We start from the raw sequence: 14,354 nt of genomic DNA, 5'->3' as shown, positions 1-14,354 counted from the left end.
TCAAAATTCGTTTAAAACGTTTACAATTTTTTCTTGCTCTTCTTTTGTGATTATAGGACTAATAGGTAAACTCAACACCTCCTTATGTATCTTCTCTGTGATAGGGTACGACAACAAATCATTCCATTCATTATAAGCATTTTGCTTATGAGGTGGTATAGGATAATGGATGACAGTTTGAATGCCATTATCCTCTAAGTAATTTTTTAAGAGATCTCTTTCGCGACAGCGTATTACAAATAAATGAAATACGTGGTTTTTGACATTTTGATCCCAGTCTGGCAAGCGAAGTTTTGGGTTTTTTATATTATCTGAGTAATACTTTGCAGCAATTCTTCTTTGAGCATTTTCGTGATCTAAATTTTTAAGCTTAACACTTAATACAGCAGCTTGTAATTCATCTAAGCGACTATTTAAACCCAATATTGAATTGTGATACTTTTTCTCACTCCCATAATTCCCTAATTGACTAATAAGCTGAGCTAATTCTTCATCATTAGTTGTCACCGCGCCAGCATCACCAATCGCTCCCAGGTTCTTGCCAGGATAAAATGAAAATCCTGCGGCTATACCGTAGCTGCCAGCTCTTTGACCATTTTCGTTTTGAGCTCCATGAGCCTGAGCTGCATCTTCAACCAATAACAAATCATTTTCTTTACAATAAGAGCTTACGTCCACTGCTAATTGACCATATAGATGAACGGTAAGAACAGCTCTAGTTTTTCTTGTTCTGTTTTTTTTCAAACCCTCTAAATCAAGATTAAATGAGTTTTCGTTTGGCTCTATCAAAACTGGAATCAATCCGTTTTGAGTTAAAGCCATTACACTAGCAATGTAAGTGTTAGCAGGTACGATGACCTCATCTCCTACTTTCAATTTATCTTGAATTATGAGTGCTCTAAAGATGAGAATCAATGCATCTAAGCCATTAGCAACACCCACGCAATGTTCAGTATCACAATATGATGCAAATTCAGCTTCAAACTTTTCAAGTGCAAAACCTTTTATATACCAGCCAGAATCTAATACCGTTTTAATCGCTTCGTTAATTTCTGATCGATACTGGTCATTAATTGCTTTTAGATCTAAAAATTTAATCATGAGGTCTTGCTAAGAATATTATTTTCATATTTATACCTGTGCCCATACTCGTCAAGCAGTGCCAAGCTCACTCTATTATTTTCAATGCTTGAATAACCTATTACTTTTGCCGGATTCCCTACTACTACTTGATGAGGTAACACTTCTTTAGTAACAACAGCACCCGCACCTACTTTTGCATAGTTACCAATAGAAACTCCAGGCAAAATTGTTGCATTAGCGCCAATAGATGCGTATTTGCCAATCGTAATTTGAGGCCAACGATCAACGTATTCTTTTGACCTTGGATATTTATCGTTAGTAAAAGTTGCATTTGGCCCAAGATGAACATTATCTGCAATTCTTACTCCATCCCACAGCTGCACTCCAGGTTTAATAGTGACATTGTCGCCAACAATCACATCATTTTCAATAAAAACGTTACAATTAATATTGCAATTTTTACCTATTTGCGCATTCTTAAGAATAACACAAAATTGCCAAATAGTCGTATTCTCACCGATAGTGCTGGATTGAACGTCTGCTAATGGATGAATCATTACTTAGAATTATTGATAAATGAGTCGAAATCTCTAATGTAATCTTCTTTAAGATAAACCTCAGAAGCTAAGCATAATAAAACTGCACTATGCGAAAAGTTTATCGTACGCCAATGCAGAGGAGGTATGTACAATCCCTTTTCTGGTGAGTCGAGAATAAAGATCGTTTTTTTGCCTTGTTGGTTTATCAATTCAAATTCAATTTTACCGCTTACAGCAAAAATACACTGGTGCAACTCTTTATGAGCATGATGCCCTCTAGTAACCTGATTAGGAGTATAATACGTCCAGTAGACACGTTTTATCTCAAATGGCATGTTATCTTGGTATTGGGCAACGGAAATATATCCTAAATCTGGTGATCCAATACTCTTAAGATCTATAATATGTGGTTTTGATTCTATGATACTTTTTCCACTATTTTCTGAAACTGTAGCCATTGTTTTTCTTTAGAATATTTCTTTGTGATCATATTATTACCAGCTGCAGCTATCTCCCGAGACTTCGATTCATTTTTCAACATGTACTCTGCAATTTCTACAAAATGATCAAAAGATTTGTAAACAGAGAAATGCTTTTCCTTTTCAAAGTGTTCTGGATAAATTCCATCATCTGATATCAGATGCGCACCTAAACCTAGACTTTCAAAATTACGCATATTCACTTTATAATTTCCTGAAAAATCTACCGCCGCATTAAATACGATTCTACTTGAAGCAATTTTTTTGTATAAATCCAAACCATAAACTTGAGAAGCTGAATTCTCAACAACTTTACTGGAGGGATGAATTAATTTCCTGCTATGGAATAATTTGCGCAGTCGATAGGGGCGTGAAAGGAGATAACGGTCTTTATATCTGCTTGTGTACAATAACGCTAATTCAATTTTAAACTTGGACTGAAGTTTATAATCAATCAATCGATCTATGATTTTGTTCCTAACTTTAAAATGCGCTGGAGCGTACTGGCCATAGAAAAAAACATCAATTTCCTTTTTTGTTTGTTTTTTAATTTGGTCCATCATAGGGTCATGGGCTGGTTGAAATAGATCGCTACGAAAACCTGCTTCTGCCAAGGGTTGAATATCAGATGGAAGATTTGTTAATCTCGTTTTGTATAGACTAAATACCTCATTTAGTATCCCTGGTGCGGCAGACCAGCATATTTTAAGAACTTGATCTGGAACTCCTGCATTAATTTCAGATGACTCAAACCTCGCTGGTGAAAAGTTATAAAACACATCAGGTTGAAACTCTTCTATCTGAGCAAATAGAATCTTTTTAGCATCAGTTTCCTTCCACCCTTTACTTTCAGCCCATTTTTCTTGAAATAATGGATAGTCCCACATGGTATAAAAACCACTCTCGGTATCATTTAATACTGGATCGAGTAAATGAGACGCATAAAACCTATCCTTAAGTAGTAGGCTTTTTAATTCATCAAAAGTAATCTCCTCCTGATTCACCTTGTACTTATCTTCAAAATAAGGTAAATAGGGCTTGTAAGAATGTATTGCTTGTAAAACCTTCATCAAAAATTATTCAATTCTTCAGCTACGGTCTGAATCATTTCATCTGTCATTTCAGCATACATTGGAATGGAAAGTATTTCATTTTGATTTTCTGCTGCTACCGGAAAATCCTTGAATTCAAAATTGAAATGAGAATAGCACGGCATGAAAGGTAAAGCGGTTGGGTAATGAATCGCTACACTTATATTTTTACTTTCCAAAAGATTCTTCAGTTCATCTCGTTTTTCTGTTCGTATCACATAAAGATGAAATACATGCTTTGCAACCTCATCAGTTTTTGGCTTAACGATCTTTGTGTTAGTTATAGCTCGATCATATTTATCAGAAACCGCAATTCTACCGTCAGTCCAAGCGCTCAGATGAGGTAATTTTGCGCGCAATATCGCAGCTTGCATACCATCCATACGGCTGTTACGACCTTCTATTTGATGATCGTGTTTTTTAAGTTGACCATGATTGGCAATCATTCGGACTTTTTTGGCTAAGGCTTCATCATTTGTTATTATACCACCGGCATCACCATAAGCCCCTAAATTTTTGCCGGGATAAAAACTAAAACTACCCGCATTACCTATATTTCCAACTTTTTGTCCATTCCATTCAGCATTATGTGCCTGAGCACAATCTTCTAACACTTTTAAATCGTAATTTTTAGCAATACGCATCACTTCGCTCATGTTTGCTGGGTGTCCATACAAATGAACCGGAATGATTGCCTTGGTATTGGTTGTGATTTTTTCTTCTATTTTAGAAACATCTATTGTTAAATAGTCTTTTTCTACATCCACAAAAATAGGACGTGCCCCTACCGTACTTACTGCCTCTGAAGTGGAGATCCAAGATATAGCTGGAACGATAACCTCGTCACCAGGTCCTACCCCCATAGCTTTGAGAGCCATTTCAATGGAATCTGTACCATTGGCACAAGCAACGCAGAACTGAGCTCCCATATAACTAGCAAACTCTTTTTCAAATAACTTGACATCTTCTCCACCTATGAATGAAGTATCTGCAATAACTTTTGAAATGGCATCATCAATTTCTTGCTGGATGTTTACATATTGAGCGTATAAATCAACAAAAGGTACTTTCATAAATCTCTTAATTTTCTAGCAGGATTGCCAGCGTACACTCCCTTAGTCAAAATATCTTTAGTGACAACCGCTCCCGCCCCAATTACTGTTTCATCTGCAATTTCAACAGGTAAAATTGTAGCATTTGAACCGATACTGACATTATTGCCAATCTTAGTTTTCTTCCATTGTGTGGAATCTCCTCCCGCAGGCTTGCCTTTTGAAAAAACATCATTGATAAACATCACCCCATGACCTATAAAACAGTCATTACCAATATGAACCATCTCGCAAATGAAAGAGTGGGATTGAACCTTAGTGCGATCTCCTATTAAAACATTATTCTGAATTTCAACAAAAGGACCTACAAAACAACTATCCCCAATTTCGCATTCGTAAATATTAACAGGATGGACTATTGTGCAACCCGTACCAAAGGAAACCTTTCGTACTTGAGATTGATACTCTTTCATGCCCGAAAGTTTGCGTAAATTTTACTGATGATCTCGACGGTTTTCAAGCCTTCAAACATATTTGTAGAGATTGATCCACCGCGACTGAGTACATCTACTAAATTCTCATATATCGCATCGTGGTTAGACATACTGCCTTTGTACTCACCATAATTATTAGGCTTATTGCCTTGCGGTAAATCTTCAATACTATAGTCTTCAAAACGCTGATATTCCAATTCATTCAAATATTGCCCTCCTATCTTAACCGTTCCCTTATCGCCAAACAAGGTTAAAGACCCTTCCATGTTGCCTCCGTAGCTATTCACGGTATAGTTAATCGTACCTATAGCATCATTGAAAAATTTGAGTATTACAACACCGGTGTCTTCAAATTCGATAATTCCTTCGTGGATAAAATTAGCTCCAAAAGCCTTTGCTTCCTTTACATCTCCCACAAGGTAGTAGAGCAAATCAACAAAATGGCTGAATTGGGTAAAAAGGGTTCCACCATCTAATTCTTTAGTACCCTTCCAGCTATTATGATAGTAATTTTCATTACGGTTCCAGAAACAAGATAACTGGACGCTATTGATTTTACCTAGTTTATTTTCTTCAATAGCCTTCTTGACTGCCGCAACAGGTGGGTTAAACCTATTTTGTTTGATAACAAATAGGCGCTTGTTATACTTTTCAGCTGTTTTGATCATTTCGCCACAATCGTGGACTGAAATAGCCATAGGTTTCTCACAAAGAACATGTTTACCTGCCTTTAAAGCACTTATTGAATGCTCAGCGTGATGTCCATTAGGCGTGCAAATCGCTACGACATCAATATCCTCGATTTTGAATAAATCACCGGCGTTTTTTATGTGAGGTACTGAATATTCCGCTCCTAGTTCTTTTGCTTTATTTTCGTCAATATCGCAAACAGCTACTAGATTTAGCCCTTCTGTATTATTAATGTGTTGAGCGTGGCGCTGGGCAATTCGGCCACAGCCTATTATAGCAACAGTTATTTCTTTCATTTTTTTCAAGTATAGACATTTAACCAGTTGCTCGCAATTTGCTCTGAATCAAACAGCTTTGCTAGCTTTTGCCTGTTTTTTATTGTAACATTTTTCGCTTTCGCGAAATTAGATAATATTTTCAACAATTCACCTTTCAAATCCTCATATCGGTCAACTGCTGTAAATCCTATCGAGTTACGTCTATAAATACCATAAGGCAACCATGCTCCGGTAATAACTAGGTTTTCAGCATAGAGTGATTCCAACATAGCGGCATTGAGAGCATCATTTTGACGCATTGAGATAAAAATATCGCATCCAGAAACAATTTGAAGCATATCTTCGACTGGAAGAAATTCTAAAACAGGAATGATCTGAAAGTCATAAGTAGCTATTCTTTTCAACAATAGTGATACATAGTCATTCGTGTTATTATAGCTTAAGGGAATTAAAATAGCTATAGTATTTTTATGAACCGCGGGTAGTTGATTGATTTGCTCAAGAATGGCTATGTGATTTTGACCAGCAGCAGCGCTGTAGCCTACTTGAATACAGCGTTTCTCTGGATCAATATTATATTTTAGCTTGAACTTTTTGCGACTTTCCCCAGTTGACAATTGAGATATAATCTCTCTATTGTTTAATAATGGGTCAAACGTTTGCGTCTGAATTCTTGGCTGTAGATCCTGACCATATTTACTCAGCAGTATAGTTCTTAAGTCTAGTGTTTGAGTTGTTATAACATTTGCCTTTCTCAAAGCATGATATTGCACGTTATACTCTCCCACACCACGAGGAACGGTCATCAAGTCAGAGCCCCAAAACGATAATATTATCTTACAGTCCTCTGGAGCAAAATCGACCCATTTCAAACGGTTCTTATCTAGGTAGTGCACATGAATGTGAGTTGGCCTGAATTCTCTAATTATATTAGAATAACTAGCGCTAATCACTTGCTGATTTTGACGCTTCTCTATTTCTTTCACAATGGCTTTGAACCGAGCTCTTAAAATGTTTGAGACTAGAAATCGATTCGGCAATTGTAGTAACCCCTTTATAGATGGAGATGAAATTGACTTTTTATGTTTTCGCTTGAGCGAAAAAGAGTAATCATAATTCTTTTTTCTCGCGTACAGCTCCTCCTTAGGTCCAGAATAGTTTAAATCTACAACACCTGTTATGGCTTCACGAATATTACTCTTGACTATTCTATTCAAATACCCAATATATAGGTCATTGCAGTGTCCTACATAGAGAATTCTCATGAAAAGCGCTTTTTAAACATTTCTTGAGTTTTATTGTATTCAACCCAGTTACCAATATCCATCCAGCTTCCTTCACTTACAGGAAACACACCCACTCTACCACCACGCTGCTTGACTTTTTCCATAAGATAAGTGATGTGATAAAATTCATTATTGGGAATATCATGCAATAAATGTGGCTCTACTATATAAACTCCAGCGTTCACAAAAAAAGTCAGGTCAGGCTTTTCCTTCATATTTTCCAGCAATCCATCTCTACCTATTTCAAGAGTTCCGTAGGGTATATGATAATTCTTGATAGCCGCTATTGACGTGATCTCGTTTTTGTTCTTCTTATGCCATTTGTACACTTCTTCATAATCTTGATCAATTAAAATATCACAATTACTTACAAAAAAGGTTTCCGTAATTTGATTTTTTATCAGAGATAAGCTTCCAGCAGTTCCCAAAGGCTTGTCCTCCTCAAAATAATTAACAGCGTAGGGTTTCTCTATTTTATCAAAATATTGTTGGATCATATCTGCTTTATAGTTGACAGACATATAAAAATTTTCTGTGCCCATTTCAGAAAACTGATCCATAATTATTTGAACTATTGGTCTTTCACCAACAGGTACCAATGGTTTAGGGATGATATTTGTTATAGGCTTCAAACGTGTCCCTTTGCCTCCCGCCATAATAACTACAGGTACATTGATTTTTTCCTTATTAAAGGTTTGCTTTTCTTCAAAAATGTCTTTCCAGAAAATAACACGGTCTAAATCACCTTTTTCATCCAGCACAGGCATAAACTCCGTTCTAAATTCGAGCATGATATTCTTGATCTGTTCGGGTGAATCGTCGATTGAAGCGACACGTACGTTTTGACGTAATGCATCAGTAACTTTAGCCTCAATATTTTGATGCGTGATAAGGTACCGCTGAATATCGCCTATACTAATGATGGAAACATAGTCGTTCTCATTGTCAGTAACCATGAGCAACTTGCCATCCAAGACATCCATCTGTTTAATTGCCTCCAGTAAAGAAGCATTTGAGTCAATGGAAATTTTTGATATATTACCTTGCATTTTTATAGAGTTTTAGCTGGGTTACCAACTAATGTTCCAGCCACATCAACATTTTTAACCACTACACCGCCGGCACCTATTATCGTGTTACTTATAACCTTGACACCATTTAACAAAACAGAATTACTTCCTATCATTACGTTATCCCCAATAGTGCAAGAGCCATTTACGGTTGCGGCGGTAGACATATGACAGTGATTCCCAATTATACAATCATGTTCTATCAATGCTTTTGTATTGATTATACAATTCTCGCCAATTTTGCTATGTGAGTTAACTATAGCATGATGCATCACCACAGTTCCTGGTGAAATTTTTGAATACCTTGAAACATGGGCGCTGGGGGATTTTATTACAGGAAAATTTGCTCCTAAACTTTTAGTTAAATTAAATAATTTCACCCTTAAGGTGTTGCTCTTGATCATACCTAAGGTGATAACAACATTTTTAAACTTTGATATTAAATCAGGTAAGTCTTTATCTTCTCCTATGTAATTATATCCTAAAAGCTGTTGACCTTTAAATTCCTCTTTGTCAACAATACCAATAATCTGGTATGCCCCTTGTGATTCAATTACATCAATAACAGAGGCACAATGCCCCCCACCACCAACTAACAATATGGGGTTTTTCTCGATCAAACTCTAAAACTACTTGGTACATTAACAATTCTATCTTCAAAAAACTCTGAGTTTTTAAGACCGTCAGTCATGCAGTTTGCAAACATGGGCAAGCGATGCATCAATTGCCAAATGGGGCGCGTCATTACGCCGGCATCATTGGTTGTTTTTAAAAAGGCATCACGTTCGGCTTTATCTTCTAGTTCTACACACATTAGCCAATAATTGGCTTTGGTATTGGGCGTTTCTGTTCTAAATTTTATAGACTGCTCGGCAAAAAATGCTTGGTATTCTCGGGCCAGTTTGCGCTTATTTGCCAGATAAGCATCTAAGCGTTCTAATTGCGCGCAAGCTAGTGCCGCATTAAGGTTTGGCATTCTATAGTTATAGCCTACTTCATCGTGCACATATTCCCACGAGTGCGGTACTTTTGCTGTGGTAGTTAGGTGTTTGGCACGAACCATTAAAGCTTCATCGTTGCTCACTAAAGCACCGCCCCCACCACTGGTCACAATTTTATTCCCATTAAATGAAAAGGCACCTACCTTACCATATGAACCCGTATGCTGTCCCTTATAAAAACTACCTAATGACTCAGCAGCATCTTCTACAATGGGTATATTCCATTTAGCACATATCTTAAACAATTCATCAAGGTGTACCGGAAAACCAAAAGTATGCATAGGAACACAAGCGCTGATTCTTTTTCCCGTTGTTTTATTGTAGCAAGCTTCTTCTCTTAATTCTGCATGTTCTTCCAAAAAACTTCCAACAGCCTTAGGGGATAATCCCATGGTATCTACATCTACGTCTAGAAATATAGGCTCTGCTCCTAAATAAGATATGGCATTTGCTGTCGCTATAAAAGTTAATGCTTGCGTTATAACTTCGGTACTTTTTTCGACGCCTACTATTCTCATTCCTACTTGCAAAGCAGCTGTACCATTCACCACAGAAACTGCTTTTTTAACCGATGTATAGAGTGCTAATTGCTCCTCAAATCTTGTGACATATTCTCCTACCGAAGAGACAAAAGTAGAATCTATGCAATCCAGAAGGTACTGTTTCTCATTACCTTCAAAAACAGGAGCATGTAAGGGGATAAATCCATCTTTCTGTTTGTGTACCTCCCTTATAAATCTTACTACCTCATTCATTACATTTTTGAGTCTAAAAATTTCCCTTTCTCTTGATGATCAAGTTCAGGCAACATTTGGTTAAATAGTTCTATAAGGTCTTTTTTTGTCCATGACTTCTTTTCTTTGAAATGTTCAATTCTATTTTTGAACTTTTCTAGCTTTTCTTTCTCAACATCAAGATTATTCTTAATTACTCCGAGATCTGAATAGGTATTAAGGTCCAGCACCTCAGCATCAGTATAAAATTCTTCAAAATCTTTCTCTCCCGTGGTGTCGCTGAGCGTAAATAGGCACGGCCACTTTCCTTGTTCCGGAAGCGTTCCAATGAGTTCCCGCGCCTCATCTTCAGAACTGCATTCAAAAGGTGCATAACCCATCACTATTAAATATTTCTTTGCGATTTCAGCAAATGAGATCAAATGCAGGTTTTCACTGAGTTTAGGAAAATAGATGTCTCCATTTTCTCCAAATAGGCAAGACATGAGACACAATTCTCCAGACTCCTGTGAAGTTACAAAATATCTTTTAACGTCTCGTGGCGCTACTATAGGTTGTTTTTTAGCGATACGCTGATTAAACCCGTGCAGCAATGAACCATCAGAGAATGCTACATTTGCAAATCGAGCTGTGGAAATCTGGATTTGCTGGCTCCTCTGCATCAAAAACATTTCCATGATGCGTTTAGATGCGCCCATTAGATTCACGGGATTTGCGGCCTTGTCAGTGGAAACGCAAAAATATTTTTGGGCACCAAGGCTTACCGCTTGATCAATTGTTTTCTCAGTATTGAAGATGTTAGTTTCAATCATGCGCATCAAAGTATAAGGATCTTTCTCACTGCGCACATGTTTCAAAGCCGATAAATTCAGAACATAGTCAAAATCACCCTCATTCTCAAAGTATACATGATACTCCAAAGAACCTATATCTATAGCAAATGTCCTGAAATCACCATCAATATATCCATGGGAACTCCTTAAGTCCCTAACCAATTCAACAAGATTATTTTCAGAAATATCCACCACATGAAGCTTCAGAGGGTTGCGTTTAAATATCTCTTTAGTAACTGCCTGACCTATCGAACCTGCTCCACCTAGAACAAGGAATTTTGAACTTTCAACAAGACTTTTGATCTTGTCTGAGTAGGCCTGTACATCCTTCTCAAACAGTTTTTTGTTTCGTCCTATTAGATTAAGTATGTTCACTACAATTTTAATTTTTCTAGATTATACAACTTATTCCAACACTAAGTCAATGCAAAAAAACACTATCCCTCTTTAGAATACGTTGCTCGCAAATATATGTGTATCGTTATCAACACGCAATGCTTTGGATTTTGAAGTTATCGCTGACCAGTCATTAAGATATAATACTATATAACCCGTTGTGCTAGTTAAAATTAAAAAACAGATTAAAAAAAGACCGTGCATTTTGTTGATATTCAGTATATTAATGGTTCCTAATCTGTAATTCTGATACCATGCACGATCTACCTGCAATGTACAAAAAACACCTTTCCTACCTCATTGATCTCTACCAAACCGTCACGGTGGACGGAAACTTCATCAAGCGACCGGTCAACACGAAAATGAATGACCTGGAGGTCATGGCACTCGCCATTACCGGAGAGGCGGCCTCGATCCCCAGCGAGAACCTATTGTTTGCCGAGATAAAGAAGCACTTTCGCGAGGACTTTCCCATGCTGGTCGACCGCACCAGGTTCAACCGGCGCAGGCGCTCGCTCGAGCCACGCTTCAAGGAGTCCGCGGGACTCTTGGGCGACCGTATGGATGATGGCAGATCTGCCCTTCTGGTGGACTCGATGCCCTGTCCCATCGTGCACAACGCCAGGGAGCACCGCATGAAGATCTGTATGGAAGATCTGGGCACGGCTCCGAGAAAGGGCTACTCGGCGGTTGACCGCCTCTACTACATTGGATACAAGCTCCACCTGCTCATGAGTACGCAGGGCATCTTCCATGACATGGCAGTGACCCCAGCAAACGTACACGACATAAAGTTCCTGAAGGAAAGGCAGTACGACGGTAGCGAGGAGAGGCAGATCATCGGCGATCGAGGCTATATATCCAGGGAGCTCCAGGCAGATCTGTTCACAAGCTACGGTATAGAACTTCTCACCCCACCCAGGAAAAACCAGCTGGTCAAAAGCGCATTCTCGCCCGAGAGGAGAAAGAACCGTAAGTTTATAGAGACAAGGTTTTCACAGTTATGCTCCCAGTTCTCCATCAAGATCAACCTGGCAAAGAGCTTCAAGGGCTTCCTGACAAGGGTCTCAAGCAAACTGGCCGCAGTTGCCATGCTGCAGATGTTCAATAGGGAAAACAACAGACCAATAAATAGGATCAGGCATGCATGGAACTACTAGCACAACGGGTTACTATATAGTCTTCTACAATGGACGGTTCATGCATATTCACAGTGTAGTATACTCTTCAACAATATACCTTGCAATTGCTAATGAAGCGGTCGCTCCTGGTGATGGGGCATTCAGCACATGAACCTGATTGTTGAACCTCTTAACTTCAAAATCCATATGTAACTTTCCTGAACGTGACATTGACTGAGCCCTCACTCCAGCAGTTTTTTGATCCAGCATACTAGCGTCGATATCTGGAATGAGTTTTTTAGATTTTTTCACAAATCCCTCAATAGTGAGCGAACTAATGAACTCCTCCAAACTGAATCTGAAGTTTTTTGTCAAAAATTTAATAAAACCAGGATAGGTTACACTTTCTAGAGCTTCACTTAAATTGAAATCTTTATTCGTGTAACCCTCTCGCTTAAGCGCTAGAACCGCGTTGGGACCTACTTCTCTGACCCCTGAAGTCATTCTAGTGAAGTGAACTCCCAAGAAAGGGAATGCAGGATTAGGTGTAGGGTAGATCAAGTGTTTTACGAGATGTGAGAATTCAGGCTTTAAACTCCAGTATTCGCCTCTAAAAGGTACAACCTTCAAGTCTGGTTTTGTTGAAGAGAAATCGGCAAATATCTTATCAGAGTACAAGCCTGCACAATTGAATATTAAATCAAACTCATATTCACCACAAGCGGTAGTTAGCATTGTTTTTCCCTGAGGATTAATTTTAGATGAGACTACCTTGCAGTTTTCTTTGACAAATCCATCTTGATTTTGAATATCTTTTTTCAAACTAGTGGCAACTTGTTTGAAGTCAACAATACCTTCCTCGGGAACTAGTAATGCAGCAGCTGCGCATACATGCGGCTCTCGCTCTTTGAGTTCTTTTTGATTTAAATACTTTAGCCCTTTTAACCCATTTAATTTTCCCCTGCCGGCTAATGTTTTGAGCCTATCAATCTCTTGTTGAGAATTCGCAACCACAATTTTTCCACAAGATTCGTGGGTAATAGAATTTTTTATACAGTAGTTGGTCATCTCTCTTATACCCTGTACAGCTAATCTTGCCTTGAGTGATCCAGGTTTATAATGCAAGCCGCAATGCAGCACACCACTATTGTTTCCGGATTGATGGCTTGCAATATTATCCTTATCAAAAACAATTACTTTCACACCCTTAGCTGAAATTAATCTTCCAAGCGCTAAACCGATTAATCCTCCTCCTATAATTCCAATTTTCATCCTAGGTCATTTAGAGAGACCTTGTCATGAAGCTCTCTGCTCAGATTAGCGGATTGAGACTGTATCCATTCCGTTTCGTGCTGACTTAATTCAGTCAACGATTTATAAAACTTTTCTTCAGTGCTATTCCTTTTATCAAAAGAATTCTTTAGTAACTCATTCAAATGTTTAGATTCTAATTCAATATTGAGATATGAAAAAAGCTTAGAAAAAGAAGTGTGTTTCTTTTTATTTTCGAGGGAAAATAAATCTTCAAACTTTAACTCTAAAACATGACCTGAATTATCTTTGGCATAATTCCTTAAATATGTATTACATTTAGTCCAATACCATGTGATCTTTTGTGCACGAGATAAATCCGACCACACCTTAGCAAGTTCATTATTATCAAAATCAATAGGCGAAAGTCTCTTGCGGCCATCATCTTTAGCATAAAAGTTATTAACATTGTTTCCTAGCGGAGATTTATTTAAAGCTGAAAGCAAGTAGGTATCTATATCTCGATAGATAAAAATAAATTTAGCATTTTTAAACGTTTCTTTAAGATTATCAACCAAGAAAGCTGCGAATGGATTGCTCTCGATATAAATCGATTTCCTACTGTTCAAAAAACTGTGTAAGACCTCGTAACGAGATTCTTGAAGTTTCTCATAAATATAATTAGAAGATTTTTTTTCTCGATATTTTTCTATCGATAAGTTGAACAAATCAGGATGAGGTTCATGAACACAAAATACGTCGTGAGAAGCTTTATTTATAAAAGCTTCCATAAAGTTAGTACCAGTCCTGCCAGTACTGACAATGAAATAGAAATTTTTAGCTGATGCATTTTTAAAAACCCGTCTCTTAAAAAATTTTTGTTTAAATTTTAAAAACATCTAAAATATTTAATTTATAATAATTTAGGCTTAAAATTCAGCTTCACACTTCTTCAA

15 protein-coding genes are annotated in these 14,354 nt (G+C 37.6%); 1 reads left to right on the top strand and 14 read right to left on the bottom strand.

The genetic code is table 11. The annotated features are described in order from the left end of the window. From BST97_RS00075 to BST97_RS00020, 12 genes are read right to left on the bottom strand one after another with little or no spacing between them, the layout of a single operon-like run. Window positions 1-1,101, bottom strand: a complete 1,101-nt coding sequence (locus BST97_RS00075; RefSeq protein ID WP_085765327.1) for a DegT/DnrJ/EryC1/StrS family aminotransferase — start codon at window positions 1,099-1,101, stop codon at window positions 1-3. After that, window positions 1,098-1,640, bottom strand: a complete 543-nt coding sequence (locus BST97_RS00070) for an acyltransferase (RefSeq protein ID WP_085765326.1) — start codon at window positions 1,638-1,640, stop codon at window positions 1,098-1,100. The genes BST97_RS00075 and BST97_RS00070 overlap by 4 nt, the downstream gene beginning before the upstream one ends. After that, window positions 1,640-2,080, bottom strand: coding sequence for a sugar 3,4-ketoisomerase (locus tag BST97_RS00065; RefSeq protein ID WP_085765325.1), 441 nt, complete (start codon window positions 2,078-2,080; stop codon window positions 1,640-1,642). The genes BST97_RS00070 and BST97_RS00065 overlap by 1 nt, the downstream gene beginning before the upstream one ends. Continuing rightward, the gene (locus tag BST97_RS00060) at window positions 2,041-3,171 is read right to left on the bottom strand and encodes a glycosyltransferase family protein (protein WP_085765324.1); all 1,131 of its coding nucleotides are present in this window, start codon (window positions 3,169-3,171) and stop codon (window positions 2,041-2,043) included. Before BST97_RS00060 ends, BST97_RS00065 begins: the two co-directional genes overlap by 40 nt. Beyond that, window positions 3,171-4,265 (bottom strand): DegT/DnrJ/EryC1/StrS family aminotransferase, encoded by a 1,095-nt coding sequence (locus tag BST97_RS00055; RefSeq protein WP_085765323.1) that lies wholly within the window; start codon window positions 4,263-4,265, stop codon window positions 3,171-3,173. The genes BST97_RS00060 and BST97_RS00055 overlap by 1 nt, the downstream gene beginning before the upstream one ends. Further along, a complete protein-coding gene (locus BST97_RS00050) occupies window positions 4,262-4,717 on the bottom strand; it encodes an acyltransferase (RefSeq protein WP_085765322.1) in 456 nt (151 codons plus the stop codon). Before BST97_RS00050 ends, BST97_RS00055 begins: the two co-directional genes overlap by 4 nt. Beyond that, on the bottom strand, window positions 4,714-5,724 hold the full coding sequence (locus tag BST97_RS00045; RefSeq protein ID WP_085768090.1) for a Gfo/Idh/MocA family protein: 1,011 nt from the start codon (window positions 5,722-5,724) through the stop codon (window positions 4,714-4,716). The genes BST97_RS00050 and BST97_RS00045 overlap by 4 nt, the downstream gene beginning before the upstream one ends. Window positions 5,725-5,729: 5 nt before the next feature. Further along, a complete protein-coding gene (locus BST97_RS00040) occupies window positions 5,730-6,971 on the bottom strand; it encodes a glycosyltransferase (RefSeq protein WP_085765321.1) in 1,242 nt (413 codons plus the stop codon). Next, window positions 6,968-8,041 (bottom strand): nucleotidyltransferase family protein, encoded by a 1,074-nt coding sequence (locus BST97_RS00035; RefSeq protein WP_085765320.1) that lies wholly within the window; start codon window positions 8,039-8,041, stop codon window positions 6,968-6,970. The genes BST97_RS00040 and BST97_RS00035 overlap by 4 nt, the downstream gene beginning before the upstream one ends. A gap of 2 nt (window positions 8,042-8,043) precedes the next feature. Then, the gene (locus BST97_RS00030; protein WP_211277442.1) at window positions 8,044-8,682 is read right to left on the bottom strand and encodes an acetyltransferase; all 639 of its coding nucleotides are present in this window, start codon (window positions 8,680-8,682) and stop codon (window positions 8,044-8,046) included. Continuing rightward, complete coding sequence (locus tag BST97_RS00025; RefSeq protein ID WP_085765319.1) at window positions 8,679-9,818, bottom strand: LegC family aminotransferase; 1,140 nt, start codon at window positions 9,816-9,818, stop codon at window positions 8,679-8,681. The genes BST97_RS00030 and BST97_RS00025 overlap by 4 nt, the downstream gene beginning before the upstream one ends. After that, entirely contained in the window at window positions 9,818-11,005 is a 1,188-nt protein-coding gene (locus BST97_RS00020; RefSeq protein WP_085765318.1) for a UDP-N-acetylglucosamine 4,6-dehydratase, read from the bottom strand. The genes BST97_RS00025 and BST97_RS00020 overlap by 1 nt, the downstream gene beginning before the upstream one ends. A gap of 275 nt (window positions 11,006-11,280) precedes the next feature. Here BST97_RS00020 and BST97_RS00015 point away from each other — a divergent pair, with 275 nt between their 5' ends. Next, window positions 11,281-12,186 carry an IS982 family transposase gene (locus BST97_RS00015; RefSeq protein ID WP_085765317.1) on the top strand — a complete coding sequence of 302 codons (906 nt, stop codon included), beginning with the start codon at window positions 11,281-11,283 and terminating at the stop codon, window positions 12,184-12,186. Window positions 12,187-12,234: 48 nt separating this feature from the next. Here BST97_RS00015 and lhgO read toward each other — a convergent pair whose 3' ends face one another. Both lhgO and BST97_RS00005 read right to left on the bottom strand, forming a co-directional pair. Beyond that, entirely contained in the window at window positions 12,235-13,419 is a 1,185-nt protein-coding gene (lhgO, locus tag BST97_RS00010) for an L-2-hydroxyglutarate oxidase (RefSeq protein ID WP_085765316.1), read from the bottom strand. Next, complete coding sequence (locus BST97_RS00005; RefSeq protein ID WP_085765315.1) at window positions 13,416-14,297, bottom strand: sulfotransferase; 882 nt, start codon at window positions 14,295-14,297, stop codon at window positions 13,416-13,418. The genes lhgO and BST97_RS00005 overlap by 4 nt, the downstream gene beginning before the upstream one ends. Window positions 14,298-14,354 lie beyond the last annotated feature (57 nt).

Source organism: Nonlabens spongiae, from assembly GCF_002117125.1.
GTDB lineage: Bacteria > Bacteroidota > Bacteroidia > Flavobacteriales > Flavobacteriaceae > Nonlabens > Nonlabens spongiae.
Note: the sequence above shows the minus strand (reverse complement) of the source record. Positions and strands in the feature narration are given on the sequence as shown.